The following is a 26,404-nucleotide window of genomic DNA, read 5'->3' as shown; positions in this document are numbered from 1 at the left end:
AGGGACAGGCGCGAGCATGAAGCCGCCGGGGGCTGCCTGTCCCGGGATCTCGGACAGGCAGCCAGCGTCCTCGTATCGCTGTCGTCATCCATGCCCGGCCATCTTCATTCTTCATCTTCTCGTACAGGGAGTGCCGTCGTCATGGCGCAGGAAATCGAACTCAAGCTGGCGCTGACCCACAGCGGCCTCGGACGCACGGCGATTCTGGAACGTCTTGCGGATATCGCGGAACTGGCTGGCACCACGCCCCGTCGTCGCTGGCTGGCCAATACCTATTTCGACACGCCTGAGCATGCGCTGGAACGCGCCAAGATGGCATTGCGCCTGCGCCGCAGTGGAGAGGATGCCGACAGTCCGGGCCCCTTGCGCCAGACCCTCAAGACCAGTGGCGAAAGCCATGGCGGCCTGCATTCGCGGGGCGAGTGGGAATGGGCGCTGCCCGACGGCCAGACAGGCCTCGATCTCGATGGCCTGCGCGGCCTTCCCCCTCTGCAGGCGCTTGAGGAAGGTCCGCGTGAGCACCTGCTCGGCGCCCTCGCCCCTACCTTCAGCACGGATTTCGAACGTCATGCCTGGCAGCTGGAGCTGACGGTGACGCAGGATGGCCAGACAGCGGGTGTCGGCGTCGAGATGGCGCTGGATCTCGGCCACGTGAAGGCAGCAGGTCGGGAAACGCACATCCGCGAGATCGAACTGGAACTCACTGGCGGTGACGACCTGAGCGCCGAGCAGCGCGAAGGGGTGCTGTGGGCGCTGGCGGAATCCCTGGCCAGCCGACTGGCCCTGCGCCCGGCAGATGCCAGCAAGGCACGCCGCGGTGCCGCACTCAGAGATGGCGAATGGCACGAGAAGACGCTGGATACCACCGACACGAATGCCCTGCTCGCCGCGGCCATCGATGCCCTGGATGCACATGCCGACCGCCAGCAGCAAGATGACATGCGCTGGCACGATCACGCCCTGGCCGCCTTCTCGGCCCTGGCCTCGCGCCTGGCCGCCAGTCAGCATCCCGGTCATGTCCATGCGGTGGCGCTGACGGAGGCGCTGAGCGAATCCCGTGAGCAGGGCACGTCAGACAGATGGATGACAGCGGCCTTCGGTCAGCACAGCCTGTCGCTGCTGGCGGCATTGCGCAGCCGAGGCCAGTGAGGCAGCTCATTAAAAGCTCGTTGAGAAAGCTCATTGAGAGACCCCGGTGAAATCGCTCGCTGAGCGCCAGGCCATCGCGCCCTCACCTGCCCTGCCCCCACCATCGCGTCGCAGCCCGCCCCGGCGCTGCGACGCCAGTCAAGGAAGCCCGCATGCCTGAACGCCAAGGGCCGGCCAACGAATACGGCAGTACGTCACAATCCGCCACCGCCCCCCCTCGCTCCAGCGATTTCGAGCCGGCCAGCGGCAGGCTGCGCGCCCGGCTGTTCCACTGGATCTTCGAGTCCGACACCAAGGCGGCCAAGGCCTTCGATATCGCGCTGGTCGCGATGATTCTCGCCAGCGTCGCCGTGGTGATGCTCGATAGCGTGCCATCGCTGAATGCCCGCCATGGGGAGCTGTTCCGCATCCTGGAATGGACCTTCACCCTGCTGTTCACGCTGGAATACGCAGTACGCCTCTATTGCCTCAAACACCCCGGCACCTGGGCGAAGGGCTTCTACGGCGTGCTCGACCTGCTGTCGATCGCCCCGACCTGGCTCTCGCTGCTGATTCCGGGGGCGCAGGCACTGCTGGTGGTGCGCGTGCTGCGCGTGCTGCGGTTGTTCCGCGTGCTGCGCCTGATGGCCTTCGTCGGCGAAGGTCGCATGCTGGTCGAGGCTCTCGCGCGCAGTCGTCGCAAGATCCTGCTGTTCTTCATCACCGTACTCAGCATCATCACGGTGTTCGGCGCCCTGATCTATCTGATCGAACCCCCGGAAGCCGGCTTCACCTCCATCCCCAAGGCGCTCTACTGGGCGGTGGTGACGCTGACCACGGTGGGCTACGGCGATATCGCCCCCATCACGCCCTTGGGCCAGTTCATCTCGGCGATGATGATGATACTGGGCTATTCGATTCTCGCTGTGCCCACCGGCGTGTTCTCGGCCGAGGTGCTCAACGGCCTGCGCATGCAGCAGACCAGCGATGAAGCCTGCCCCGGCTGTGGCCGTGAGGGCCATGATCGCAATGCCAAGTACTGCAAGTTCTGCGGTACCTGGCTGGATGAAGACACGCGTGACCCACGCGAGCCAGAGCCTGAGACTGAGACAGACCCAGAACCCGAACCTGGACCTGAGCCCGATGCCGAGCCGCCAGCGAAGGAGGAAACCGCCTCCCCAGGCGACGACTCCCCCGACCGCGATCGCAGTTGACGAGGCCGAGTGTCACTCGGCACACGACAACGCCTCGGAAATGACAACGCCCCCGAGACCGCAAGGTCCGGGGGCGTTGTCATTCAGCCGGAAGCCGGCAAGGGCTAGCGGTCAGAGAAGGGCTTGTCCCAGGCGGTCAGCGTGGCCTCGCTCCAGCTGCCGTAGGAGGCATTCGGCAACATGATCCAATCCTTGCCGAAATGCTGCGCCTGCTCCGCGACGAGCGCTTTCTGCTGCTCGGGCGTCTTGTCGGAGAAGTCATCCGCGAAATCATGCAGGCTGTCGCCCAGCTGCATCACGATGTCGTGATCCTTCGCGATCGCCTGGCGACGCACCGACTTGCTCGGCCCCAGCAGGCGCACATGGGCATCATCGACACCGGGCAGACCCAGGGCTTTCAGCGTGGCGACCGTGGCGTCCTTGTTCTCCTCGTAGCGATCCGACACGTAGTAGATCGCCACGCCACGCGATGCGGCAAGTTCGAGGAACTCCCTGGCACCCGGAATCAGGGTCGGCTTGCCCTCTCGCTCCCACGCCTTCCAGGTGTCCCAGCCCGTGAAGTCATGACAGGCCTTCAGATCACGCACCAGCAGCGCGGAGTTGTCGATCACGGTTTCATCAAGGTCGGTCATGATCGCGGCAGGTTTCTCGTCATCACGAGATGCCAGCAGTGTCTCCAGCTGACGTGTCGCCAGCGCATAGCTCTGACGCTGCAGGGCCGCGACTTCCGCCGATTGCTGCTGATAGCGCAGTGCCATGGCATATGCTGCCGGCGGACACTGCTCTGCCTCGGGTGTCTCGGCCGCCTGACTGACGGGAGCGACACCCAGGCCCATGATTCCTGCCAGTGTCGCGACCCTGGTGGCTCTCGCCAGCAACGAGACACGCGCTTGAGATGAAGACGTGATCGGCATCGATGATCCTCTGTGCATGATAGGTATGTCGTTGAATTATCAAGACAGCCGAATATTAACACTCAGCGTTATTGAATTCCTGTTCAACGACCTCGCCTGCCATGTCACCATCCGCTTCTCGTCATCATGAGCAACGCGTCATGAGCATCTCGCCACGCGCGTCATGCGGCATGCCTCACTCGACGAAGTTCGAGATGTCGCCTCGTCCCTCACGCACGATGACGGGCGGCAAGTCGCGCAGGTCCACCACGCTGGTGGCCTCCAGGCGGCAGGCCCCACCATCGATGATCAGATCCAGCGCATGCCCGAAGCGCTGACGGATCTCTTCCGGGTCCGTCATCGGCAGCTCCTCGCCCGGCGGAATCAGCGTCACGCTCATCAGCGGTTCGTGATGTGCCTCCAGCAGGGCATGCGTGATGGCATGGTCCGGTACGCGCACGCCGATGGAGCGACGCTTGGGATGCAACAGCAGGCGTGGCACTTCGGTGGTCGCGTGGAGGATGAAGGTGAAGGCTCCGGGCGTGTGGCTCTTGAGCAGTCGGAAGACGGCATTGTCCACCTTGGCGTAGGTACCGATTTCCGACAGATCCGAGCACATCAGGGTGAAGTTGTGCTTGTCATCGAGTTCACGCAGACGCTTGATGCGCTCGATGGCTTTCTTCTCGCCCAGGTGGCAACCCAGTGCATAGCCGGAATCGGTCGGGTAGGCGATCACGCCCCCCTGCCGAATGATGGCAACCGCTTGATCGATAAGACGTTTCTGCGGGTTTTCAGGGTGTATCTGGAAAAACTGTCCCATGCGGCGCTCCTTGCGTCAGCACAGTGCGCCGGACACTGGCGCACTGATCTCGGCGAACTCTCGACAAATTCTCGGCGAACTCTCGGCAAATTCTCGGCGAACTCTCGACAAGACCGGCCTGACACGACGCGACACGCCAGTCAGGCCGGCTCTGCCATCTCTATCACATGGTGGCGGTGGCGGCCGCAAAAAAGGGTGCAAGGCGCGGATGACACCAGACGGGCGGCACCCTGGTGCGCGGTGGCGGACTCATGCTGCCGGGTGCCAGCGGCCCCCCCGGGAAGTGGAAATCACTGCCGACGGAAGCATAGAGGCCCAGTTCATCCAGCTGACGCGCCAGGTCACGCGCACGGTCGATGTTCTGGAAGCCGCTGACCAGCTCGGCGGCCTCACCGCCGGCAGAGATGAAGTCCCGCAGCAGCTCACCGCGCTTGGTGCGGGTCAGCTTGTAGCGCATCGGGTGCGCCATCACCGCGACACCGCCATCGGCACGTATCCATCCCACCGCCTCTTCCATCTCGGGCCAGTGTGCCTTGACGTCGCCCTTCTGGCCGGAGCCCAGGTGACGCTTGAAGGCATCCTGAAGATCACGGGCCAGTCCTGCCTCCACCAGCGCGCGCGCGAAGTCCGGCCGCGACAGGGGGCGGTCTCCCGACCCGCTGAGCGTGGCCTGCTCACGGGCACGCTGCATGGCATCACTCAGTCCCAGCCTCTCCATGCGCGCGGCGATCTCGTGACTGCGCCGCTCACGTGCATCATGTTGCTGCCTGAGGCCGGCGCTCAACGCGTCTCCGGCGCCCTCGGGCATCAGCGCCACCAGGTGGATGGTCTGATTGCGCCAGCGCACGGACAGCTCGCAGCCCGGCAGCAGGGTGACGCCATGGGCAATCGCCGCCTGCTGAGCCTCGAAGATGCCTTCCATGCTGTCGTGATCGGTCAGTGACATGCGCGAGACGCCGCGCCGCGCGACCAGCGCGACCAGCTCTGCCGGTGCCATGCCGCCATCGGAGGCGGTCGAGTGCATGTGCAGGTCGATGTCCGGCACCTCGATGTCCGTCTCGAAACGCTGGGGCAGCGCGCGGGGGACCGGACGGGCAGGCGGTGGCGATGATGGCTGGTGAGCGGGCGACTCGGATGTCGGCGGATGGTCGGACAGGACGTCGGACACGGGAAAACCTCTCGGGATGAACGTCCAGAGCCTAGAGTTGCCGATCATGCTGGCAAGCCCTCGGCAAGGACGTCAGGGGCAGTGTTGACTGCCGTATATGTCTGGAAGCCACATGGGCTTTGTCAGCAGGCAGCAATGGCGGCAGAATGAACGCATGCAGGCAAGGGTGCGCCGCTGGTTGCCAAAGGATACCACTCGCACAAGCCCTTGCCTTCCCGACGGCACCGCCGTCGTGTCCAGGAGTGTGTGTTTCTCATGAAGATGTTGCTCGACTTTCTGCCGATCGTGATCTTCTTCGCCGTCTACAAGACGACTGGCGACATGATCATGGCCACGGCCGTACTGATCCCTGCCACCCTCGCCCAGGTGCTCTACATCTACTGGCGTCACAAGCGTGTCGAGAAGATGCAGCTGGTCACGCTGGCGCTGGTCGTCGTGCTGGGTGGCGCGACCGTGCTGTTCGGCAACAGCGCCTTCATCCAGTGGAAGCCGACCGTGGTCAACTGGCTGTTTGCCGTCGCCTTCCTGCTCTCGCCGCTGTTCGGCGGCAAGCCGCTGGTGGAGCGCATGATGGAGAAGGCGATCCAGCTGCCGCGTGCCATCTGGCACCGCCTCAACCTGGCGTGGGTGGTATTCTTCCTCGCCATGGGCGGCCTCAACATCTATGTCTTCAGCCACTATTCGGAAGACATCTGGGTCGATTTCAAGCTGTTCGGCATGCTTGGCCTGACACTGCTGTTCGTCATCGTTCAGGGCGTCTATCTGTCCCGTCACATGGTGCAGGCCCCTCAGGAAGAGTCTTCCTCTTCCACCTCTTCACATAAGGATGATTCGTGATGCTGTATTCCATTGTCTGTCAGGATGTCGAAGGTAGTCTCGAAGCGCGCATGGCAGCGCGACCACCACATCTGGCACGTCTTGAGGCCCTGAATGCCGCAGGCCGTCTGGTCATCGCCGGCCCCAACCCGGCCATCGACAGCGAAGCACCGGGAGACGCCGGCTTCAGCGGCAGCGTCATCATCGCCGAGTTCGATTCCCTCGAAGAGGCCCAGAAGTGGGCCGATGCCGATCCCTTCGTCATCGCCGGTGTCTATGCAAGCGCCGAAGTGAAGCCGTTCAAGCAGACACTGCCCTAGTCCTGACTGCCGCTCGGCCGCTGACCGGCGGCTTCGCCCCCTGACGACGGACAGCCTGGCTGTCCGTCGTCTGCGTTGGAGACGTTGCCCGGCCACTGCCCTGATGCCCTGCTCTCCCGCTCGACCTCCTGCCAGGAATGCCCGTGAACGATCGTCCCTCCTCCCCCCGCCAGCCCGCTTCCGCCACGCCTGAGCCGTCCGCATCGTCAGTGTCCGACGCGGCGCCGAAGGGCAGGCCGAACGCCATGACACGCAAGCCTGCGACGACGCCACCGAGCGCGATCGACCCCGTCACGGCCCCCGGCGTGGTGCCGGAGGTCCCGCTGGCACCGCTGGCCGCGCTGGAAGAGGCACGCCTTGAATGGGATGACGCGGCCCCACAGGCCATGGATTACGGGGATGTGTACTTCTCGATCCACGATGGCCGCGCCGAGACCGTGCACGTCTTCCTCGACAGCAATCGTCTGAGCGAGCGCTTCCGTGACTGGCGGGAAGCGCGCCCCTTCGTGATCGGCGAGACCGGCTTCGGCACCGGCCTCAATATCCTGTGCGCCGCCCAGCGCTTTCTGGCCACGGCACCCGCCGAGGCACGCCTGCATGTCGTCTCGGTGGAAAAGCATCCGATGCGTGCCGCGGATCTCGAACGCGCGCTGTCCGCCTGGCCGGATCTCGCCTCACTGGCGAAACCGCTGGTGGCGCAATGGCCGGCTGCGGTACTCGGCGTGCATCGTCTGTGGCTGGATGAGCGCATCACGCTGGATCTGCACTTCGGCGATGCTGTCGAGCGCCTGTCACGCCTCGAAGGAGGCGTGGATGCCTGGTTCCTCGATGGCTTCTCGCCGTCGAAGAATCCGGAAATGTGGTCACCGGCGCTGTTCGCGGCCATGGCCGGCATCTCGCATCCCGAGGCGACCTTCGCCACCTTCACCGCCGCGGGCTTCGTGCGACGCGGCCTGCGGGCGGCAGGCTTCGCCTGGCGCAAGGTGCCCGGCCATGGCATGAAGCGCGAGATGATCTGCGGCGAGCTGGACGCTGCCACCTCGGCGGCGCGCGCCGAGCTGATGGGGCTTGCCGAAAGGCAGGAACAGCATGACCGGCCCCGTCCCCCGCTGACATCGCCCGCACAGCGCGGGGTGCTTCATCCGCTGCGCCGGGAACAGCCCTGGACGCAGCCGCCCCAGCCGGCGCCCATCTCCCGCGAGACACACGTCGCGGTACTTGGCGCTGGCATCGCCGGCACCAGCTGCGCCGAGGCGCTGGCGCGGCGTGGCGTGAAGGTCACGCTGATCGACGCCGAAGCCCCCGGTGCGCGGGCCTCCGGCAATACCCAGGGGGCGCTCTACGTGAAGCTGGCCGCCGAGACCAACCCTGCCAGCCGCTTCCAGCTGGCCGCGTTGCAATACAGCCGGCGCTGGCTGGCAAGCCTCGACCCCGAGCAGACCCTGTGGTCCGCCAGCGGCGTGCTGCAGCTGGCCACCAGCGAGCGTGAGCGCAAGCGCCAACAGCGCTTCGCGGACAATCACCCGCTGCCCGAGGCGCTGCTCAGGCCGGTCACTGCCGGCCAGGCCAGCCAGATCGCCGGCAGCGAGATCACCTTCGATGGCCTCCTCTATCCCGTCGCGGGCTGGGTGCGTCCGAAGGCGCTGTGCCAGCACCTCGCCGCCACACCGGGCGTCAACTTTCGACAGGCGCGCATCGAGGCCATTCAGTCGCTGGGGGCCGAGGAAGGCAGAGAGGAAGGCGGAAAGACAGGCAACGGCGCGCCACGCTGGCAGCTGCAAGCCAGCGACGGCAGCTGTCTGGAAGTGGATCAGCTGATCGTCGCGCTGGGGGAGCAGACACACCTGCCCGAGCCGCTCGCGCATCTGCCGCTGCAGCCGATTCGTGGTCAGGTCAGCGAGATCACGGTGCCGCCCGAACAGGCAGCAGGGCTGCCCATGCTCGACAGCGTGGTGTGTGCCGGTGGCTATGTCTCGCCCTGTCAACGTCACGCCGACGGCAGCGTGACGCTCAGCTTCGGCGCGACCTTCGCCCCGCGCGATGAGGATGACTCGGTACGTGAGGCGGATCACATCGCCAATGTCGCCGAGCTGCGCAGTGCGCTGCCCGCCTTCGTCGCTGCCTGGGAGCGGGCGCGTGGCGTCAGGCTGGAAGACGATGCCTGGCAGGGGCGTGTCGCCTGGCGCGCCGCCAGCCCCGACAAGAGCCCGCTGGCCGGCCCGGCACCGGACGCCGCGCAATGGCGTGAGGATTACGCCGCCATGGCCTTCGATGCGAAAAAGCGCGTGCCATCACTGAGCGGCGCCCATCTACCGGGATTGTGGCTCTCCACCGCGCATGGCTCACGCGGCTTCACCACCGCACCGCTGTGTGCGGAGCTGATCGCCTCACAGCTGTGCGGCGAGCCGCTGCCGCTGGAGCGCGAACTGGCCGAGCACCTGCACCCGGGACGCCGCCTGATTCGCGACATCGTGCAGCGGCGCTGAGGCATTGGCAGACATGGGTGGACACTGGCAGACGTGGGTGGGCACTGGCAGAGACACAGGGCTCGCCCTCCGATGACGTCCTTCAGGGGAGCCGGCACTGCCTGGCAAGCGCCTGACGATCGATGACCTGATAGGTGAAGGAGGGGCGGCCTATCTGGCCGTAGTGGAAGGCCTCGCTGAGCATGCCGCAGGCCGCCAGATGGCGCAGGTACTTGCGGATGGTCACGCGCGACATGCCCGTGGCGCTCAGCAATGCCTCGCTGGTGAAACTGTCTTCAGCGCGTGGCAGCGCCTGGATGGCACCGGCGACCAGCGCCAGGGACGCTGCCGTCACGCCCTTGGGCAGGCGGCCATCAGACACCGTCCCCACCGCGCCACTGACCGCCATATGCGAGCCGAACAGCTGGTCCAGCTGCTGCTGACTGACCTCCCCCTCGAGACTCTCCAGCTGCTGGCGACCACGCCATGCCAGTGCCAGCGCCTGCTGGAAGCGGGCGAAGCTGAAGGGTTTGACCAGGTAATCGCATACCCCGAGCGCATGCGCGCTGCGCACCGTATCCGCCTCACTGGCGGCGGTGATCAGGATCACCTGGATGTCAGGGGCGGCATGGCGTCTCAACCAGCGCAATACCTCCAGACCGCTGCGGCTGCGCAGATAGACATCCAGCAGCACCAGGTCCACCGCCTCCTGCGCCAGCACCTCCAGCGCCGCGGCGACATCCTCGCACTGGGCGACCAGGCGCATGCCATCGATACGATTGAGGTATTCGACATTGAGACGCATGACCATGGGGTCGTCTTCGACTATCAGCACACGCATGCGCTCAGGCTCCTTGATCATGCGGGGTCTTGGACGGCAGCCGTCCAACGACGTGAAATGCGCTCAGGGCGCCGCAGTGGGCGACCGCTGGCAGGGCAAGGTCAGCTCGACCAGGGTGCCGCCGCCCGGGGGCGAGTAGAAGTGCCAGTCTCCCGCGCGCGCGGTCACGATCTCCTGTACCAGCGACAGCCCCAGCCCGCGACCTTCACCACGACTGCTTACCCCCGCCGCGCGCGCCGTCTCCATGAGCTCCGCCGGCATGCCGGGGCCGTTGTCTGCCACGCTGATCGACAACTGGGCCTCTGACGCCTCACCCACGGATTCCAGCATCAGGCTCAGAGTGACGGCCGGGGCGTGTGTGGCATCGTCCATTTCCTCCAGCGCTTCGAAGGCATTGTCGAGCAGATTGCCGATCACGCTGACCAGATCATGGCTCAAGCTGCGCTCCAGCACCGGCAGCACGGCCTGAGACAACTCGGACTGAGACAGCGCTGCGCCGGGCATCTCCCGGTGCTCGGGCCGTGCATGATGCCATTCGACGTCCAGCTCGACATTGAGCGCGATGCCCCGCTCGCGAGCCTCACTGTGCTTGCCGATCAGCAATCCTGCCAGCAGAGGGTCCGCGATGCGCTCGGCGGCCGCGGCATCCGCTGGCAGCTCCCGCTCCACCAGCAATGCCAGGTAATCTCGCAGGCCGTCGAGGTCCTGCATCTGCGTCAGCCCTGACAACACATGCAACCGATTGCGAAACTCATGGCGCGCGGCGCGCAGTGACTCTGCCTGTCGGCGGACGCCGGTCAGCTCCTCGGCAAGGCGCTGCATGCGGTCATGCTCACGCAATACCAGCACGCCGCCCATGAGATGCTCGCCATCATGCACCCGCTGGCAACGCACCCACAATCGTCGCCCGTCATGGGTGACCTGACGCAGACAAGCCGCGTCCTGCTCCGCCACCGGCGAGTGCGCGGCTAGACACTCGTGCATGCCGGTATCGGGCAACCACGCCTCAAGGCATTCTCCCGGTTCGGGAGCCGTCCCCAGCAGCTCGCGCGCCGCGGCATTCACCAGGGTGACATGCCCCTCGGGGTCGACCACGATGATGCCCTCTTCCAGGCTGGCCAGCACCGCCTGATGCTCTTCCACCAGACGCGCGATGGCCGCCGGCTCCAGCCCCTTGAGCTGTCTGCGCAGATAGCGTGCCAGTCCCAGCGCCCCCAGCGTGCCGAACAGCATCAGGATGCCCAACCCGATCAGCAGCTGACGCTTCTCATCGGCCAGCCGCCGTCCCAGCGAATCCAGCGTGATGCCGATGGCAACGGCGCCGATGACGGAACGCGCTTCGCCATCGGATGCAGAGGCCATCACCGGGGCAAAGCTGCGCAGGCTTTCGCCGAGCGTACCGCGGGACTCGGAGAGATAGGCTGCGCCTCCGAGCGCACGTTGCTCGTCTCCCCCCTGAAACGGCTGGCCGATCCGCGCGGGCTCCGGGTGACTGAGTCGCACGCCGTCCGGACGCATCACCACGATGAAGTCGACGGCATTCTCGCGGCGCAGCCGCTCGATGCGTGCCGCCAGGCGGCTATTCGCGGCGGGAGGCGCTGCCTGCGAGGCGTTGGCTTCGCTCAAGGTGGCGCGCACCTCAGGCAGCCGCGCGATGCGTTGCGCGAGGGCGGCGATGCGCTGTCCCTGTATCTCATGCTGGGTCCGCTCCAGCTGCGCACTGAAGAGCCAGGCCGCGACCAGCAGACTGACGATCACCATGCCGGCAGCCAGCAGCGAGGTCAGCGCACTCAGTCCGGGTTGAGAAGAATGCAACACGCCAGACAGTCCACGTGCCCCCTTGGTGGCATGGCCAATTCGCCCAGCACGTGAGCGAGCCGCGCCATGCGGTTTCATAAGTTTCAAAAGGCTTTCTTTAATTCGCAAAACTTGGCCCTCGAAAGCCACATCGTAAGCTCCCTGTGACGCGCATCCACTGCGCGGACATGATGTCCCACCTTGTCCCAACCGATCCCGCGATGCCACGCCAGCGCATCCGGACATGACAACAGGTCCTGCAACGACAGAGTGCAGGACAAGGAGCCTGCATGACACATTCCTCGCAGACCGCCACGGCCACGCCTGCCGACGAGTCGCCTTACCTGAAGACACGCATCTTCGGCATGTCCCTGCCGATCTTCGCCCTGTCGTTTCTGGCCCTGATCGCCGCCATCGCCACCGATACCCTGCCGGCCGGCATGATCGGCGCCCTGATGGTCATGATGGTCCTCGGTGAGCTGCTGGGCTTTCTGGGTGATCGCCTGCCGATCATCAACAGCTACCTGGGAGGCGGAGCGATTCTCGCCATCTTCGGTGCCGCAGCGCTGGTCTACAGCGGCTGGCTGCCACAGGATGTCACGGCCAGCGTCAGCGAGTTCATGAAGGCCGGCGGCTTTCTGAATTTCTACATCGCGGCACTGATCACCGGCAGCATTCTCGGCATGGACTCCCGCGTGCTGGTCAAGGTCGGGGCGCGCTTCGCGCTGCCGCTGCTGTGCTCGGTGCTGTTCGCGGCACTCTTCGCGATGCTGGTCGGCTGGATCATGGGCTTCTCGCCCAAGGATGCCGTCATGGTCATCGCCCTGCCCATCATGGGCGGTGGCATGGGGGCAGGCGCCGTGCCGATGAGCCAGATCTACGAGCAACTGCTGGGGCAGCCGGCCAGCTATTACATCTCGATCCTGGTACCGGCGCTGGCGCTGGGCAATGTCTTCGCCATCATCATCGCCGGGCTGCTCAACGGGCTTGGCAAGCGCTTCCCGTCACTGACCGGCGGCGGCCAGATGATGCCGGGCGTCGATGTCCGTGAAGAGAAGAGCGCGCCTGATCTCTCCCAGCTGGGCATCGGCATGGTCATCGCCCTGAGCTTCTTCGTCGCCAGCCAGATTCTCGGCAAGGTCATCCCGCTGCACCCCTACGCGTTGATGATCATCGCGGTTGCCGTACTCAAGTGCGCCAACCTGGTGCCGGAAAGCATCAACCAGGCTGCCGCTCAATGGTTCCGTTTCGTCGCGGGCAACTGGACCTTCGCGCTGCTGTTCGGCATCGGCGTGGCCTACACCGACCTGGGCCAGGTGATCGACGCCATCACCATCACCTACGTGGTGATCGTCTTCGGTGTCGTCGCCGGTGCCGCCTTCGGTGCAGGGCTGGTGGGCAAGCTGGTCGGCTTCTACCCCATCGAGTCCGCCATCACCGCTGGCCTGTGCATGGCCAACATGGGCGGCACGGGTGACGTCGCGGTCCTCTCGGCGGCCAATCGCATGCAGCTGATGCCCTTCGCGCAGATTTCCTCGCGCCTGGGCGGAGCCTTGATCCTGCTGATCTCGAGTCTGGTCGTGCCGATGTGGTTCGCATGATCCGGCCTCGATGCGCATGATCCGGCTTCGATAGGAGCACCGACGCCAGGTGCCTCGACAGACGCTGCAGGAACGACGACGCCCCCGGCCTGTGCCGGGGGCGTCGTCGTTTCCAGGGTCAGGAGCAAGGTCAGGGCTTCGCCAACGGATCATGACCGCTGGCCGGGCTCAGTCGCCCTCTTCCTCATCGTCTGCCAGCTGGCGACCGAAGGACTGCCATTGCTCCAGCGTCATCACCTCGGTGGATTCGGTGCCGATGTCATGGACGATCAACAGCTTGCCGCGTGACAGCTGGCCTTCCAGCTCCGCGACCCAGCCGGCCATGCCTTCGCCGACATCGGTGGTGTCGTAGCCCTGACGGGTGACGAAGGTCTCCAGCAGGGCGCGACGCGTGTCGGCGGGCAGCATGGTCTGCGGCACCTCGATGAAGCGATCCTTCGGGTCCATCTGATCAAGCGGCATCTGACTCATGGGTAGCTCCTGTTCATCCGTGGAACGTGACGCAGCCATTGGCGCCTGCGGTGCATCATTCAGCGTGTCCGTACTCATGCATCCTCTCCTGCGCGGTCTTGCGCATCGGCTTTCTGCGCGTCCGAATCTGAGCCTGAATCTGAGCCTGAAACTGAGTCGGTGCCGGCTTCCCACTCGGCCAGACGCGCCACGAAGGCCGCTTCATCCAGCACCGTGAGCCCCAGCTGCATGGCTTTCTCGAGCTTGCTGCCCGCCGCCTCCCCGGCGACGACACCAGCGGTCTTCTTCGAGACACTGCCCGCCACCTTGGCGCCCAGCGCCTGCAGGCGCGCCTTGCCTTCATCACGCGTCATGCTGTCGAGACTCCCCGTCAGCACCCAGGTCTGGCCTGCCAGCGGCTGGGGCCGCTCACCGATCTCGACCTCTTCCCAGCGCAGACCACAGGCGAGAAGCGCCTCCAGCGTCTCGTTGTTGGTCGGCTGCTGGAAGAAGGTATGGATATGCGCGGCGACGATGGGGCCGACATCTTCCACGGCTTCCAGCACGGGTTGATCCGCCGCACGCAGCGCTTCAAGCGTGCCGAAGTGCGTGGCCAGATTCGCCGCGGTGGCTTCGCCGACTTCGCGGATACCGAGGGCATAGATGAAGCGCGCCAGGGTGGTGTGGCGGCTCTTGTCCAGCGAGGCGACCAGATTGGCGGCGGACTTCTCGCCCATGCGCGGCAGCTCGGCGAGCGTGGCAGCGTCGAGATGGAACAGATCCGCCGGTGTCTTGACCAGCTCACGCTCGATCAGCTGCTCGATCAGCTTCTCGCCGAGGCCATCGACATCCAGCGCCTTGCGGCTGGAGAAGTGCTTGAGCGCCTCCTTGCGCTGGGCGGCGCAGATCAGTCCGCCCGCGCAGCGTGCCACCACCTCGCCTTCGAGACGTTCGATCTCGGAGCCGCACACCGGGCAGCCGTCCGGCAGCACGATGGCTTCGCGGCTGGCCCCTTCGCTGGCGACCCGCACCACCTGCGGGATGACATCGCCGGCCCGCCGGATGATCACGCTGTCACCGATCTGCACGCCGAGACGTTCCACCTCATCCATGTTGTGCAGCGTGGCATTGGAGACCACCACCCCGGCGACCTGCACCGGTGCCAGCCGGGCGACCGGTGTCAGCGCGCCAGTTCGTCCGACCTGGAAATCGACGCCTTCCAGAGTGGTTTCCTGCTCCTGCGCGGGATACTTGAAGGCGATGGCCCAACGCGGCGCGCGCGCCACGAAGCCCAGTTCGCGCTGCAGACGCAACGCATCCAGCTTGATGACCGCGCCATCGATGTCGTGATCAAGCCCTTCGCGCTGCTCACCGAGGCGGCGGGTGTAGTCGATGATGCCTTGGGCACCGCGCACCACCTCAAGCTGCGGGCTGGTGCGGAAACCATAGTCATTGAGCAGCGCCATCAGGCTGGAATGATTCTGGCCGACCTCCGTGGCCAGCAGCGCCTCATCGAGGCGCGCGACCTGATAGGCACAGAACTCCAGCGGGCGCGAGGCAGCGATGCTGGAATCCAGCTGACGCAGACTGCCGGCGGCGGCATTGCGCGGATTGGCGAACACCTTGCCATCCTCGTCGCGGCCGCGCGCGTTCAGCGCCTCGAAGCCGGCGTGACTCATGTAGACCTCGCCGCGCACTTCAAGCAGCGCCGGCAGATCATCCCCCCGCAGCCTGAGCGGGATCGAGCGGATGGTGCGCAGATTGGTGGTGATGCCTTCCCCGGTACGTCCATCGCCGCGCGTCACGCCCTGCACCAGCACGCCATTCTCGTAGATGAGCGACACGGCCAGGCCATCGAGCTTGGGTTCACAGCAGAAGCTCAATGCCTCGCCTGCGTCTTCCGCATCGCCCAACTCCAGGGTTTTCGCCGCACGCTGCACGAAGGCACGCAGCTCATCGTCATCGAAGGCATTGTTGAGCGACAGCATCGGTACCGCATGCTGCACTTCCTCGAAACCGCTGGCCGGTGCGGCCCCGACACGCTGGGTGGGGGACTCCGACGTGATCAGCTGGGGGTAGTCGGCTTCCAGTGCCTCGAGACGGCGCAGACGCGTGTCGTAGTCGGCATCGGTCAGCGTCGGGTCATCCAGCACGTAATAGCGGTGGCTGGCCTCGAGCAGCTCGCGATGCAGCTGTGCGACCTCCTCCATGACCTTGGCAGGCACACCTTCCACCGCGGCCGGGGCAGCGGACTGAGGAACGCTCGAGGCGCTGGAATCATCGGCAGGGGCCGAAAACAGATCATCCTGGGCTGACATGACACTCACTCGAAACGGTGGCCTCATCAGCAGTGCCCAAAGGGCTGCGCTGATCGACCGGAAAGCGGGTGGCGACAGGTTCTCCGGCCTGAATCGCAGGGCCGGGGGGTCGCCATGATGCCGTCATTGTACTCAAAGCGCTCGATGGACCCCACTCCCGGCTGAGAGGAAAGACCGCATATGACACATGGCATCAGGCGCTTCAGAACGAGGACGGAGAATCACATGAAACACAAACGCCAACGGCGACCCGAAGGTCGCCGTTGGCGTTTGTGGCATGACGGACCCACTCAGAGAATGGCTCGCGAGTCGATCAGTTGGCCTGGTAGCGATGCAGACGATTGCGACGCTCGAACTCGTGCACCTGCTGGCGCTTGAACTCGATGGTCTGGGCCGTCATCACGCTGTGGTTCTCGTCCTTGAGCTCACCGCCCAGGCGACGCACCAGCAGCATGGCGATCTCGACCATGGTCTCGAAGGCGGCAGAAGTGTCGTCCGCGCCCGGCAGCGGCATCAGGAAGGTGACACCATCCAGCTGACTGTCCACCATCTCGGCCGGCGTGAAGATCCCCGGCTTGACCACGTTGGCCATCGCGAACTGCAAGGGACTGTCGTCATCATCTTCCTCATGGCGCAGGAACAGCCCCATCTCGGAATGGCGCAGACCACAGGCCAACGAGATGCCCAGCACGTCTTCACCGCTGAAGCCTTCCTCGCCACGCGCCATCACCGAGATGATGATGACTTCACTGGCATCGGCCAGGGTGTCACGGGCGAGCTGGTCATCGACCTGATTGCGCTCGGCACGCAGCACCAGCGGATGGCGATCATCCTCGGAGACTGTCGTGTCGGCAGCAGGCACGGCGGCCGCTTCCAGCGAAGGTTCCTTGCGCTCGGAAGCCGCGCGCTCGTCATCGGCCTGCTGGCCAGCGGAGGACGCTTCGGCCTTCACATCCTGACCTTCCTCGATCTCGGCCATCGGCTCGAGATCATCGGCCTGGGTGGAGGAGACGCTGATGCTGTCGTCCTCGGCGGTGATCACCGGCTTCTCATGGAAATCCTCTTCGCGCGCCGTCTCTGACTGCTCGCTGGAGGCGGTGCCGAGCACAGGCTCGCGATGCGCCTCGTCATGCTCGTCGTCGCGCCGCGCGCCCAGACTGGCGGTCACGTCGCGCATCGACTGGCTGGCACGCGCACCGAAGGCCGCCGCACGCTCGCCGAAGCCCTTGCGCTCCGGCGCTTCACGGCGCTCCATGGGCTGTGCCGGACGACTCGGTTGCGTCACCCGTGAGGCCTTGATGCCATGGGCATTGTCGAGCACGGCATCCTGCTCCGCCTCGGCCTGCGCTTCGGCATCGCCAACCACCCGGTAGCCGCCATTCGGCAGCTCCCAGTTGTCACGTTCTTCCTCTTCTTCCACCGCGGAAACACCCGCCTCTTCGGTGGAATCTTCCGTACCCGCTCGATCCAGTCGGGGTACTCGACGTTGACGTTGGAGCCTGCGCACACCGTCAACGACGATGATTGCGACCAGCACCAACCCCAACAAGATGAGCCACTCTCTCAATTCCATGGGTCATTAGCCTGTTTGCTTGGGCACCATGCACGTGAACAGCATAGCGCGATTGCAGAAAAAGGGGACATTTTTCGAATGTCAATCCTGTGGTGGTGACCTGCGCAATCGCCCTTCAATTATCCCTGACTGACACTATGACGCAAACTCGTAGTGCTTTCGATCTCTATGTGCAACACGATTTTGCCAACTTGGCCGCAAAGACGGCCGCTGGCTACCGCGCACAAGGATGACCTTGGCCTCCTGCACGGCTTTTCACTCACGCTTCAGCCAGTACCGCCGCTTCTTCGATCCCTACAGAGACAAGACGCGAGACGCCCGGTTCCTGCATGGTGACGCCCATCAACCGATCCGCCGCCTCCATGGCGATCTTGTTATGGGTGATATAGATGAACTGTACGCTTTCCGACATCTCTTTCACCAGCCTTGCATAACGCCCGACGTTGGCATCATCCAGCGGCGCATCCACCTCATCGAGCATGCAGAACGGGGCCGGATTGAGCTGGAAGATGGCGAAGACCAGCGCCAGCGCCGTCAGAGCCTTCTCCCCGCCTGACAGAAGATGAATGGTCGAGTTTTTCTTGCCCGGCGGGCGTGCCATGATCGCCACGCCCGTCTCGAGCAAATCATCGCCTGTCAGTGTCAACCACGCGGTTCCGCCACCGAAGATCTTCGGGAAAAGCGTCTGGATTCCGGCGTTGACCTTGTCGAAGGTGTCCTTGAAACGCACCCGCGTTTCCTGATCTATCTTGCGTATCGCACGCTCAAGGGTCTCCAGCGCCTCGGCCAGCTCCGCATGCTGGGCTTCCAGGTAGTTGCGACGCTCGGCCTGCTGGTCGTACTCCTCGATGGCGGCCAGGTTGATGGCCCCCAGCCGCTTGATGCGCTCCCCGACCTGCTCCAGATTGTGGCTCCAGGCCGATTCGGTGGCGTTCGGGTCCAGCTCGTCCTCCAGCAGCGTGATCGCCGCCTCGTCATAGCCCAGCTCCACCAGCTGCTCATCCTGCGCATCCGCTTTCAAGGTCAGGGCCTGCACCTGCATGCGCCCTTCCTCGAGGCGCTGACGAATGCCCTCGAGATTGCGTTCATGGGTCTGGCGCGACTGCTCGGCCTGGCGCATCTGTTCGACCAATTCATGAGTCTTGTCACGACAGGCATTCAGCTTGGTTTCCTGATAGAGGCGTGTCTCGAGCAACATCTCGAGCTGTTCGCGCTCTTCTTCCTGCGGCAGCGAGGCTTCTTCACGGCTGGCCTCGAGCAGCTCGATGCGCTCGGCGAGCTTCTCGCGCTGCTCGACGGCCCGCATGCGCTGGCCCTGCATGCCATCGCGCTCTGTCACCAGGCGCTGACGCTCCATGTCGAGACGGCTGACCTGCTCCCGCGCGGGCGCCAACTGGGCACGCAGCCCGGCCAGCGCCTCCTGATGCTCGCGCCGTGAGCGCTCCAGCGACTCACGCGACTGGGCATTGTTCTCCACTGCCTCCAGCGCCTGCTGCCAGCGCTCGCGCGCCTCCTCAAGCGTCAGGGCATGATTCTCGCGGGTCTCCGCCAGCTGCTCGAGCTCTTCCTCAAGCTCACGGGCACGGCCATCGACGTGCTCGAGTCGGCTGGCGAGCCCCGCCTCCTTGAGGCTCAGCTCACGCTGACGCTCGCCAAGCTCCCGCTCTTCGACCCGCAGATGCTCGAGCTGTTGCTCGGCGCCGGCAATCTGTTCATCAGCGGCAGCCAGCCGCGCCTCGATATCGTCGAGTCGCGACTCCAGCGCTTCCAGTTCCAGCACGACCTGCTCGAGACGCGCGCGCTGGCCGATCACGCTGTCGGCACGCTCGCCCGCTATCTGACGCCGACTCCAGCCACGTCCCAACCACAGGCCGTCCGGTGTCAGCACGCTTTCATGGGCGGCCAGCGAATCGCGCCGGCCCCAGGCGGCGGCCTGTGACTCGACGCAGTGAATGCTGGATAGCCAGCCCGTCAGCGCCGGGGCACCGCTGATCCGCGCCGCCAGCGTGCCTTCAGGGGCCGTGGCATTCGTCTCCCCAGCAGCATCGACCAGCAACAGCTCGCCACCAGGCAACTCACTCATCAGGGCAGCCGTCGCATCCGACTCTGCACGGGACATGCGTGCCTTGAGGAAGGGCCCCAGCACCCAGGCACTGACGGACTCCCAGCCCTCGGCGACCTCGAGCCCCTCGGCCAGCGCCGGGGCCTGCGCGAGACCATGTCGGTCCAGATGCGTCGCCAGGCTGTCATCGTCATCCCGCAGCGCGGCATCGATCAGCGCCTGAAGCGAGGCCTGCTCGCCCTGCAGCACGTTGCGACGCTGGCGCAGCTGGTCACGCTCACCGTCCAGCACCAGACGATCCGTCTGTGCCTGCTCACGGGATTCACTGGCCTGCTCGCGGCGCGACTCCAGCGATTCGCTGCCGAGCGTCAGCTCGTCGAGCTGCTCGCGCAGTTCCTCGCGTGTCTCGCGCAGTTCGGCGACATCCGGCAGCTCCGCCAGCTGCTGACGGCGGCGCTCGCGCTGAGTCTCGGCGTCACGAATGGCATTCTCGATGCGCTGGATCTCGCTCTGGGCACGCTCGGCCCCGCGCTGGGATTCGTTGTCGGCCTGGCTGAAGCGCTCCCACTCGCTCTGGCTGTCCTGGCGGCGCTCCTCGGCCTCTTCCAGCGACAGTTCAAGGCCTTCCAGCGTCTCACGCGCCAGCTCCAGTTCCGGCGCGATATCTTCCAGACGCGCCTCGATCATCTCGAGACGCTCGCCGTCCTCGCCCTCGACGCGCTGGATGTCGCTCAGTTCACGCCGCGCGATCTCGAGATCCGCCGCCAGCTGCTGCTCACGGGTTCGGGCGTGCTCGAGACTCTGCTCGAGACGGGCGATCTGGGCACCGGTCTCATAGAAGGCGGCCTGATGCGTTTCCAGCTCACCGGCCAGCTCGTCGTGCTGATAGCGCTGCTCTTCCAGCTGGCTCTCACACTGACGCTGACCGAGAATCTCGCGCTCGACACCGGTTTCCAGCTCCGCGACACGTGACTGCTGCTCACGCTGCTGCGCGCGCAGGCCACGCCGACGCAGCACGGCCAGCTCGCCCTTGAGGCGGTATTCATCCTGCTTGAGGGTCTGATAGCGCTTGGCGGCTTCGGCCTGACGCTTGAGGCGCTCGAGCTGCTTGTCGAGTTCCTCGCGCAGATCATCCAGGCGCTCCATGTTCTCCTGGGTGCGCTTCATGCGGTTCTCGGTCTCGCGGCGGCGCTCCTTGTACTTGGAGATGCCGGCGGCTTCCTCGAGGGTGCTACGCAGATCATCCGGGCGCGCCTCGATCAGCTGCGAGATCATGCCCTGACCGATGATGGAATAGGAACGCGGGCCGAGCCCGGTGCCGAGGAAGACATCGGAGATGTCACGTCGGCGACATTTCTGGCCATTGAGGAAGTAGCCGGACTGGCCGTCACGCGTCACCAGACGCTTGACGGCGATCTCGGCGTACTCGGACCAGGCGCCACCGAGGCTGCCGTCGGCATTGTCGAAGGTCAGCTCGATGGAGGCCTGCCCCACCGGCTTGCGCCCGGTGGAGCCATTGAAGATGACGTCCGTCATCGACTCGCCGCGCAGGTTCTTGGCGCTGGACTCGCCCATGACCCAGCGCACAGCATCGATGACGTTGGATTTCCCGCAGCCGTTGGGGCCGAGAATCGCCGTCATGTTGCTGTCGAAGGGCACGGTGACCGGATCGACGAAGGATTTGAAGCCGACCAGCTTGATCGATTTGAGCCGCATTGCGCCTGGCGCGTCCTTGAGTCTGGAGGAAGAAGAGCTGAAGCAGGAAAACCTGAACCGCCGCGGTCTCTCAGGTCTCCCGGTGGAGAGCCCGCGCCGCCGCAGGGTAAACATGTCCTAACGACGAAGCAGCCGCTCATCGAGGGCATTTCGAAAAACCAGCGCGCAGTCTACCCAAAAGCGGCGATGGCCCCAACCGGCGCAATGATGATCCACGTGATCAGATCGTCGAGTCGGGGCACATCGCGACTCACCGTGCGACGCGGTGATCGATACGCAGCATCAGCGGTGCGTCCGCAGCCTCGTGGCTGACATCAGCATCGGCCTCGGTGCTGCGAGTAACGATGACATTCTCGAGCTTGCCTTCAAGGTCCCCCGACTGCGCCGCCGGCTGACCGGAAGCGGAGATGCGCGCGACGAGAGTGACGCGCTCCGCCATCGAGAGCCGCGCCATCGAGAGCCGCGCCATCGGGGCCATGGCGTCGTCATCCGAGAGCGTGACCGTCAACGGCAGCGTGTCTGCGGTGGTACGCACCACCGCCAGCGGCGGCAATTTGCCTTCGGCATCACGCGCCACGATGAACAGGGTCGCCTCGTCAGCACTCACCGGCATCGCCGCCAACTGCGCCTCGAGTGCGGGGTCCAGCGACACCTTGAGGGTCAGACGTGCAGTGCCTGCCTGACTGTCCTGAGCAGCAGCCGTTGCCGGGCTGTCCAGCGCCACCGAGGCATCGACTTCACCGGCACTCGCCATGCGCTGACGCGCGGCCGCGATGCCTTCACGCAGGGCCTTGGCGGCATCGGGGTTCTCGAAACCGGCAATCGCCTTGCGCCAGTAGTCGATGGCCTCGGGATAGCGGGCTTGCTCGAACGCCTCGATCCCCAACAGGCCGAGCACGGTGGGCTGACGCGGGTCGGCTGCCAGCACCTCGTCGACCAGCCCCTGCACCTCATCGGTCAGCGTGCGCTGCGCGGCGAAGAACTTGAGCTGCGCCAGCTGCGCGACCAGCGCGGGCACCCGACCTTCGAGCGCGATCAACGCCTCGAGAGACTGCATCGCCTCATCGAGGCGTCCGGCATCACGATAGAGCGGAAACAGTGCCATCCACACCTTGGCGTTATCCGGCTGTGCCTCGGCCTCGGCACGCAGACGCGCGATGCGCGCATTGAAGCTGGCGGCATCATGGATCGGCGTGGCGGCGATCGCCTGCGCCAGCGCCAGATCGCCGCTCGCCCCTTCGCGCTGATACCAGTAGAGCGAGCCCGCCACCATCGCCACCAGCAACACGGGCACCAGCACACGACCACTGCCGGCCGCCTTGAGCGGGGAGCGCCTCAAAGCCTCGGCATCCTCCAGCAGACTGCGTTCCAGCTCGACACGCCCTTCCGCCAGCGCCGTGTCATCCAGCTCGCCGCGCGCATGGCCGCGCTCCAGCGAGGCCAGTCGACGTCGATAGACACGCACATTCTCGGCGCCGAGGCTGTCGTTGTCCTCGAAGGCCTGCTGGGCGGCATGCACACGGCGCGCGCGGCGCAGTGGCAGCAACAGCAGCCAACCGGCGGGAAGCAGCAGCACGGCGATCGCCAGCCATAACAGAATCATGAGCGCTCCTTGGCGTCTTGCGGTGCATTGCCGGCATCGCGGTGCCTGTCGAGCAGCGCTGACAGGCGTGCCTGCTCATCATCGTCCAGCGCACGCACCCGTGCCCGTCGCCGGGCCCGCACGATCAAGGCCACGATGAGCAGTCCGAGCGCGATCAGGGCCGCCGGGCCGCCCCACAACAGCCAGGTACGCCCATCAAGGCGCGGATTGTAGAGCACGTACTCGCCGAAACGCGCGACCATGAAATTCTGGATCTCGCTGTCACTGCGACCATCATTGAGCAGATCCGCCACGTTCTGGCGCATGTCACCGGCGATGGGGGAATCCGAGTCACCGATCGCCTGGTTCTGACACTTGGGGCAGCGCAGCGCGGCCGTCAGGCTGTCGTAGCGCTTCTGCAGCACAGGATTGTCGAACTGATGCACCTCGATGGCAGCCTGCGCCTTGCCAGCCGCCAGCCACGAGAGAAACAGCAGCACGACCAGCGCCTGCACCAGCGGGATGGCGACACTCTTGAGCACGGACTTCATGAGCTGGCCTCCTCGCCGGCGGCACCAGTCGCAGGTTTCGCGATCCGCTCCAGTGTCGGCAGGATGACATCACGGACATCCTCGGGGCGGATGTAGCCGGTGTGGTGATAGCGGATCACGCCCTCGGCATCGACCAGGAAGGTTTCCGGTGCTCCATAGACGCCGAGATCAAACCCCAGGGTGCCGTCCGGGTCGAAGAGATTGACGCTGAACGGGTCACCGAATTCCTCCAGGAACTGCCGGCCCTTGGCACGCGTATCCTTGTAGTCGACCCCGACCATGTGCACACCACGATTCGCGAGATCCAGCAGCTGCGGCATCTCGTGCTTGCAGGTCGGGCACCACTCGCCCCAGACGTTGACGAGGCTGACCTGGCCCTTGAGCAGCGAGGCATCGAGGCTCGCCTGCGGGTCACCCAGGGTGCTGAGCGAGAATGCGGGGAAGGGGCGCGACAGCAGCGCGGAATCCCGTGCGTAGGGGTCATCATCGAGGCGCTGATAGAGAAAAGCGCCCAGCCCCACCACGACCACCAACGGCAAGAACAGCACCAGACGACGAAGATTCATGGGTGAGCCTCCTGCGTGGTGAGTGAGGGATTGTCGCTCACCGCCCTGGCCTCGACACGCCGACGATAACGGCGATCCAGCACGGCGATCACGCCGCCCGCGCCCATCAGCAAGGCGCCCAGCCACAGCCAGCGCACGAAGGGTTTGACCTGGATGCGTACTGCCCAGCTATCGTCATCGAGCTTCTCGCCCATGGCGACGTAGAGGTCACGCGTGAAGCCGGCATCCAGCGCGGTTTCGGTCATCGGCATGCCGCTGGCCAGGAACAGGCGCTTCTCGGGATGCAGCATCGTCACCGCCTCGCCATCACGACTGACCTCCACCGTGGCGCGGTCCGACAGGTAGTTGGGGCCGCGATACTCGCCAAGTTCGGTCATGCGGAACTGATAGCCGCCCACGCTGACTTCCTTGCCCTGCACCATGCGCACGTTCTCGGCGACCTCGGTATTGGAGACCAGCGTCACGCCGACGATGGTCACCGCCAGGCCCAGATGCGCCAGCTGCATGCCCCAGTAGCTGGGCGTGAGGCGCTTGAGACCCGCCAAGCGCCCTGACTTCGAGGCACTCTTGTCCCACAGGTCGCGCAGCAGCGGCAGCACCACCCACAGCGCGATGACCAGCCCGAGCGCCACCGAGAGACTCCACTCGATATCCAGCAACAGCGGCAGCAGCCCGCCGATGATGAGTGCCGCGCCGCCGGAAAGTGCCAGACGGCGTGCAAGCTCGCGCCCCGGCATCTGCTTCCAGCGCGAGGCCGGCCCGAGCCCCATGAAGGCACACAGCAGCGTGGTCAGCGGCACGAACAGCGCATTGAAGTACGGCGGGCCCACCGAGATCTTGCCCAGCCCCAGCGAATCCAGCACCAGCGGATAGAGGGTGCCCAGCAGCACGGTGACCATCATCACCAGCAGCACGAGGTTGTTGACCAGCAGGAAGGCATCCCGCGACAGCCAGTGGAAGCCGAGCGTCGAGCGCACGCGCGGTGCGCGCAGCGCGAACAGCAACAGCGAGCCACCGACGGTGATACCGAGCAGCACGAGGATGAACAGGCCGCGGTCCGGGTCACTGGCGAAGGCGTGCACCGAGGTCAGCACGCCGGAGCGCACCAGGAAGGTCCCCAGCAGTGACAGCGAGAAGGCGAAGATCGACAGCAGCACCGTCCAGCTCTTGAAGGCACCGCGCTTCTCGGTGACCGCCAGTGAGTGGATCAGGGCGGTCCCCGCCAGCCACGGCATCAAGGAGGCGTTCTCCACCGGATCCCAGAACCACCAGCCGCCCCAGCCCAGCTCGTAGTAGGCCCACCAGCTGCCCAGCGCGATGCCGACGGTCAGGAACGCCCAGGCGATGTTGGTCCAGGGGCGCGCCCAGCGTGCCCATGCCGCATCGAGGCGCCCGCCCAGCAGAGCCGCCATCGCGAACGAGAATGCCACCGAGAAACCGACATAGCCCATGTAGAGCATCGGCGGATGGATGATCAGCCCGATGTCCTGCAACAGCGGATTGAGATCCGCGCCATCTGCCGGCATGTCCGGCAGCAGACGTGCGAAGGGATTGGAGGTCAGCAGCACGAAGGCCATGAAGCCGGTGGAGATCAATCCCATGATGCCCAGTACCCGCGCCAGCATGTCGCGCGGCAGATCGCGCGCACCCAGCGAGACGGCAAAGCCCCAGCCCGCCAGTATCAGGCTCCACAGCAGCACCGAACCCTCGTGACTGCCCCACACGGCACTGAACTTGAAGTACCACGGCAGCTGGCTGTTGGAGTTGTTGGCGATGTAGGCGACGCTGAAGTCATCCAGCAGGAAGCTCGCGGTCAGGCAGGCATAGGCGATCAGCACGAACAGGAACTGCCCCCAGGCCATCGGCTGGGCGAAGCTCATCCACAGCGGGCGACGCGTGGCGGCTCCCGCCAGCGGCACCACCGCCTGCACGCAGGCCAGACAGGCCCCCAGAATCAGCGCGAAATGGCCGATTTCCGGCAACAGTTGCGTCAACATCACTGCGCCTCCTGAGGTGTTTTCTCTGTCATCCCGGTGTCTATCCTGTCACCCGTCCTGTTGCCAGAGACATCACGTCCGGACGCCTTGAGAGCCTCGGATACCTCCGGCGGCATGTACTTCTCGTCATGCTTGGCGAGCACTTCGCTGGCCTCGAGATGCTCACCATCGAAGGTGCCCATCACCACCACGCCCTGCCCTTCACGGAACAGGTCCGGCAGGATGCCCTGATAATGCACCGTCACGTCATGATCGAAGTCGGTGACGGTGAAGATGGCATCCAGCGTCTCGTTGTCACGCCTGACACTGCCATCGCGCACCATGCCGCCTGCGCGAATCTGACGCCCCTGGGGCGCCTCGCCACTGGCGATCTGGGTCGGGGTGTAGAAGGCATTGATGTTGGCGCGCAGGGCATAGAGCGTGAGGCCCACCGCGAGGGCGGCCAGCAGCACGATGGCCGTGACGAGATACAGGCGCTGCTTGCGTTTGGGGGTCATGGTCAGGGCTCGATCAGGGCAAGGGACGA

The 26,404-nt window shown here is 65.3% G+C and carries 20 protein-coding genes; 6 read left to right on the top strand and 14 right to left on the bottom strand.

Annotation, left to right across the window (positions count from 1 at the left end; genetic code table 11):
• The first annotated feature begins 141 nt into the window (after nucleotides 1-141).
• Nucleotides 142-1,149, top strand: a complete 1,008-nt coding sequence (locus PJK54_RS04930; RefSeq protein WP_271302372.1) for a CYTH domain-containing protein — start codon at nucleotides 142-144, stop codon at nucleotides 1,147-1,149.
• Nucleotides 1,150-1,301: 152 nt separating this feature from the next.
• The gene (locus tag PJK54_RS04925; RefSeq protein ID WP_271302371.1) at nucleotides 1,302-2,342 is read left to right on the top strand and encodes an ion transporter; all 1,041 of its coding nucleotides are present in this window, start codon (nucleotides 1,302-1,304) and stop codon (nucleotides 2,340-2,342) included.
• A 104-nt stretch (nucleotides 2,343-2,446) separates the two neighbouring features.
• On the opposite strand, the gene PJK54_RS04920 is transcribed toward PJK54_RS04925, so the two are convergent.
• From PJK54_RS04920 to PJK54_RS04910, 3 genes are all read right to left on the bottom strand, one after another.
• The gene (locus PJK54_RS04920; protein ID WP_271302370.1) at nucleotides 2,447-3,256 is read right to left on the bottom strand and encodes a 5'-nucleotidase, lipoprotein e(P4) family; all 810 of its coding nucleotides are present in this window, start codon (nucleotides 3,254-3,256) and stop codon (nucleotides 2,447-2,449) included.
• Nucleotides 3,257-3,431: 175 nt separating this feature from the next.
• Nucleotides 3,432-4,055, bottom strand: a complete 624-nt coding sequence (locus tag PJK54_RS04915) for an L-threonylcarbamoyladenylate synthase (protein ID WP_077378966.1) — start codon at nucleotides 4,053-4,055, stop codon at nucleotides 3,432-3,434.
• A 163-nt stretch (nucleotides 4,056-4,218) separates the two neighbouring features.
• Entirely contained in the window at nucleotides 4,219-5,223 is a 1,005-nt protein-coding gene (locus tag PJK54_RS04910) for a PHP domain-containing protein (RefSeq protein WP_271302369.1), read from the bottom strand.
• Nucleotides 5,224-5,478: 255 nt separating this feature from the next.
• On the opposite strand from PJK54_RS04910, the gene PJK54_RS04905 reads away from it, so the two are divergent.
• The 3 genes from PJK54_RS04905 (at nucleotide 5,479) to mnmC (ending at nucleotide 8,845) form a co-directional block, all read left to right on the top strand.
• Complete coding sequence (locus PJK54_RS04905; RefSeq protein WP_077378961.1) at nucleotides 5,479-6,060, top strand: septation protein A; 582 nt, start codon at nucleotides 5,479-5,481, stop codon at nucleotides 6,058-6,060.
• Entirely contained in the window at nucleotides 6,060-6,359 is a 300-nt protein-coding gene (locus PJK54_RS04900; RefSeq protein WP_077378958.1) for a YciI family protein, read from the top strand. The genes PJK54_RS04905 and PJK54_RS04900 overlap by 1 nt, the downstream gene beginning before the upstream one ends.
• A gap of 245 nt (nucleotides 6,360-6,604) precedes the next feature.
• Nucleotides 6,605-8,845, top strand: a complete 2,241-nt coding sequence (gene mnmC, locus PJK54_RS04895) for an FAD-dependent 5-carboxymethylaminomethyl-2-thiouridine(34) oxidoreductase MnmC (protein WP_271302439.1) — start codon at nucleotides 6,605-6,607, stop codon at nucleotides 8,843-8,845.
• Nucleotides 8,846-8,927: 82 nt separating this feature from the next.
• Here mnmC and PJK54_RS04890 read toward each other — a convergent pair whose 3' ends face one another.
• Both PJK54_RS04890 and PJK54_RS04885 read right to left on the bottom strand, forming a co-directional pair.
• The gene (locus tag PJK54_RS04890; RefSeq protein WP_271302368.1) at nucleotides 8,928-9,665 is read right to left on the bottom strand and encodes a response regulator; all 738 of its coding nucleotides are present in this window, start codon (nucleotides 9,663-9,665) and stop codon (nucleotides 8,928-8,930) included.
• A 63-nt stretch (nucleotides 9,666-9,728) separates the two neighbouring features.
• Nucleotides 9,729-11,483 (bottom strand): ATP-binding protein, encoded by a 1,755-nt coding sequence (locus PJK54_RS04885; protein WP_271302367.1) that lies wholly within the window; start codon nucleotides 11,481-11,483, stop codon nucleotides 9,729-9,731.
• Between the two features lie 269 nt (nucleotides 11,484-11,752).
• On the opposite strand from PJK54_RS04885, the gene PJK54_RS04880 reads away from it, so the two are divergent.
• On the top strand, nucleotides 11,753-13,063 hold the full coding sequence (locus PJK54_RS04880; RefSeq protein WP_271302366.1) for a 2-hydroxycarboxylate transporter family protein: 1,311 nt from the start codon (nucleotides 11,753-11,755) through the stop codon (nucleotides 13,061-13,063).
• 168 nt (nucleotides 13,064-13,231) lie between these two features.
• On the opposite strand, the gene PJK54_RS04875 is transcribed toward PJK54_RS04880, so the two are convergent.
• From PJK54_RS04875 to ccmE, 9 genes are all read right to left on the bottom strand, one after another.
• Entirely contained in the window at nucleotides 13,232-13,534 is a 303-nt protein-coding gene (locus tag PJK54_RS04875) for a YheU family protein (protein WP_240499610.1), read from the bottom strand.
• Nucleotides 13,535-13,608: 74 nt separating this feature from the next.
• Nucleotides 13,609-15,723 carry an NAD-dependent DNA ligase LigA gene (ligA, locus tag PJK54_RS04870; RefSeq protein ID WP_271302438.1) on the bottom strand — a complete coding sequence of 705 codons (2,115 nt, stop codon included), beginning with the start codon at nucleotides 15,721-15,723 and terminating at the stop codon, nucleotides 13,609-13,611.
• Nucleotides 15,724-16,144: 421 nt separating this feature from the next.
• Nucleotides 16,145-17,404, bottom strand: coding sequence for a cell division protein ZipA C-terminal FtsZ-binding domain-containing protein (locus tag PJK54_RS04865; protein ID WP_271302365.1), 1,260 nt, complete (start codon nucleotides 17,402-17,404; stop codon nucleotides 16,145-16,147).
• 259 nt (nucleotides 17,405-17,663) lie between these two features.
• Complete coding sequence (gene smc / locus PJK54_RS04860; RefSeq protein WP_271302364.1) at nucleotides 17,664-21,182, bottom strand: chromosome segregation protein SMC; 3,519 nt, start codon at nucleotides 21,180-21,182, stop codon at nucleotides 17,664-17,666.
• A 250-nt stretch (nucleotides 21,183-21,432) separates the two neighbouring features.
• Complete coding sequence (gene ccmI / locus PJK54_RS04855) at nucleotides 21,433-22,785, bottom strand: c-type cytochrome biogenesis protein CcmI (protein ID WP_271302363.1); 1,353 nt, start codon at nucleotides 22,783-22,785, stop codon at nucleotides 21,433-21,435.
• On the bottom strand, nucleotides 22,782-23,315 hold the full coding sequence (locus tag PJK54_RS04850) for a cytochrome c-type biogenesis protein (RefSeq protein ID WP_103751472.1): 534 nt from the start codon (nucleotides 23,313-23,315) through the stop codon (nucleotides 22,782-22,784). Before PJK54_RS04850 ends, ccmI begins: the two co-directional genes overlap by 4 nt.
• Entirely contained in the window at nucleotides 23,312-23,881 is a 570-nt protein-coding gene (locus PJK54_RS04845; protein WP_077378937.1) for a DsbE family thiol:disulfide interchange protein, read from the bottom strand. The genes PJK54_RS04850 and PJK54_RS04845 overlap by 4 nt, the downstream gene beginning before the upstream one ends.
• Nucleotides 23,878-25,878 carry a heme lyase CcmF/NrfE family subunit gene (locus PJK54_RS04840; protein ID WP_271302362.1) on the bottom strand — a complete coding sequence of 667 codons (2,001 nt, stop codon included), beginning with the start codon at nucleotides 25,876-25,878 and terminating at the stop codon, nucleotides 23,878-23,880. The genes PJK54_RS04845 and PJK54_RS04840 overlap by 4 nt, the downstream gene beginning before the upstream one ends.
• On the bottom strand, nucleotides 25,878-26,375 hold the full coding sequence (ccmE, locus tag PJK54_RS04835; protein WP_084209386.1) for a cytochrome c maturation protein CcmE: 498 nt from the start codon (nucleotides 26,373-26,375) through the stop codon (nucleotides 25,878-25,880). The genes PJK54_RS04840 and ccmE overlap by 1 nt, the downstream gene beginning before the upstream one ends.
• Nucleotides 26,376-26,404: the final 29 nt, after the last annotated feature.

Origin of the sequence: Cobetia sp. MMG027, assembly GCF_027947415.1 — a bacterium.
GTDB lineage: Bacteria > Pseudomonadota > Gammaproteobacteria > Pseudomonadales > Halomonadaceae > Cobetia > Cobetia marina.
This window is presented reverse-complemented; position numbering and strand designations above follow the sequence as displayed.

What these genes read in the sequence shown, in the direction of transcription:
- PJK54_RS04930 (WP_271302372.1), top strand. Translation starts at nt 142, where the DNA reads ATGGCGCAGGAAATCGAACTCAAGCTGGCGCTGACCCACAGCGGCCTC.
- PJK54_RS04925 (WP_271302371.1), top strand. Translation starts at nt 1,302, where the DNA reads ATGCCTGAACGCCAAGGGCCGGCCAACGAATACGGCAGTACGTCACAA.
- PJK54_RS04920 (WP_271302370.1), bottom strand. Translation starts at nt 3,256, where the DNA reads ATGCCGATCACGTCTTCATCTCAAGCGCGTGTCTCGTTGCTGGCGAGA.
- PJK54_RS04915 (WP_077378966.1), bottom strand. Translation starts at nt 4,055, where the DNA reads ATGGGACAGTTTTTCCAGATACACCCTGAAAACCCGCAGAAACGTCTT.
- PJK54_RS04905 (WP_077378961.1), top strand. Translation starts at nt 5,479, where the DNA reads ATGAAGATGTTGCTCGACTTTCTGCCGATCGTGATCTTCTTCGCCGTC.
- PJK54_RS04900 (WP_077378958.1), top strand. Translation starts at nt 6,060, where the DNA reads ATGCTGTATTCCATTGTCTGTCAGGATGTCGAAGGTAGTCTCGAAGCG.
- mnmC (WP_271302439.1), top strand. Translation starts at nt 6,605, where the DNA reads ATGACACGCAAGCCTGCGACGACGCCACCGAGCGCGATCGACCCCGTC.
- PJK54_RS04890 (WP_271302368.1), bottom strand. Translation starts at nt 9,665, where the DNA reads ATGCGTGTGCTGATAGTCGAAGACGACCCCATGGTCATGCGTCTCAAT.
- PJK54_RS04880 (WP_271302366.1), top strand. Translation starts at nt 11,753, where the DNA reads ATGACACATTCCTCGCAGACCGCCACGGCCACGCCTGCCGACGAGTCG.
- PJK54_RS04875 (WP_240499610.1), bottom strand. Translation starts at nt 13,534, where the DNA reads ATGAGTCAGATGCCGCTTGATCAGATGGACCCGAAGGATCGCTTCATC.
- ligA (WP_271302438.1), bottom strand. Translation starts at nt 15,723, where the DNA reads ATGGAGGAGGTCGCACAGCTGCATCGCGAGCTGCTCGAGGCCAGCCAC.
- PJK54_RS04865 (WP_271302365.1), bottom strand. Translation starts at nt 17,404, where the DNA reads ATGGAATTGAGAGAGTGGCTCATCTTGTTGGGGTTGGTGCTGGTCGCA.
- smc (WP_271302364.1), bottom strand. Translation starts at nt 21,182, where the DNA reads ATGCGGCTCAAATCGATCAAGCTGGTCGGCTTCAAATCCTTCGTCGAT.
- ccmI (WP_271302363.1), bottom strand. Translation starts at nt 22,785, where the DNA reads ATGATTCTGTTATGGCTGGCGATCGCCGTGCTGCTGCTTCCCGCCGGT.
- PJK54_RS04850 (WP_103751472.1), bottom strand. Translation starts at nt 23,315, where the DNA reads ATGAAGTCCGTGCTCAAGAGTGTCGCCATCCCGCTGGTGCAGGCGCTG.
- PJK54_RS04845 (WP_077378937.1), bottom strand. Translation starts at nt 23,881, where the DNA reads ATGAATCTTCGTCGTCTGGTGCTGTTCTTGCCGTTGGTGGTCGTGGTG.
- PJK54_RS04840 (WP_271302362.1), bottom strand. Translation starts at nt 25,878, where the DNA reads ATGTTGACGCAACTGTTGCCGGAAATCGGCCATTTCGCGCTGATTCTG.
- ccmE (WP_084209386.1), bottom strand. Translation starts at nt 26,375, where the DNA reads ATGACCCCCAAACGCAAGCAGCGCCTGTATCTCGTCACGGCCATCGTG.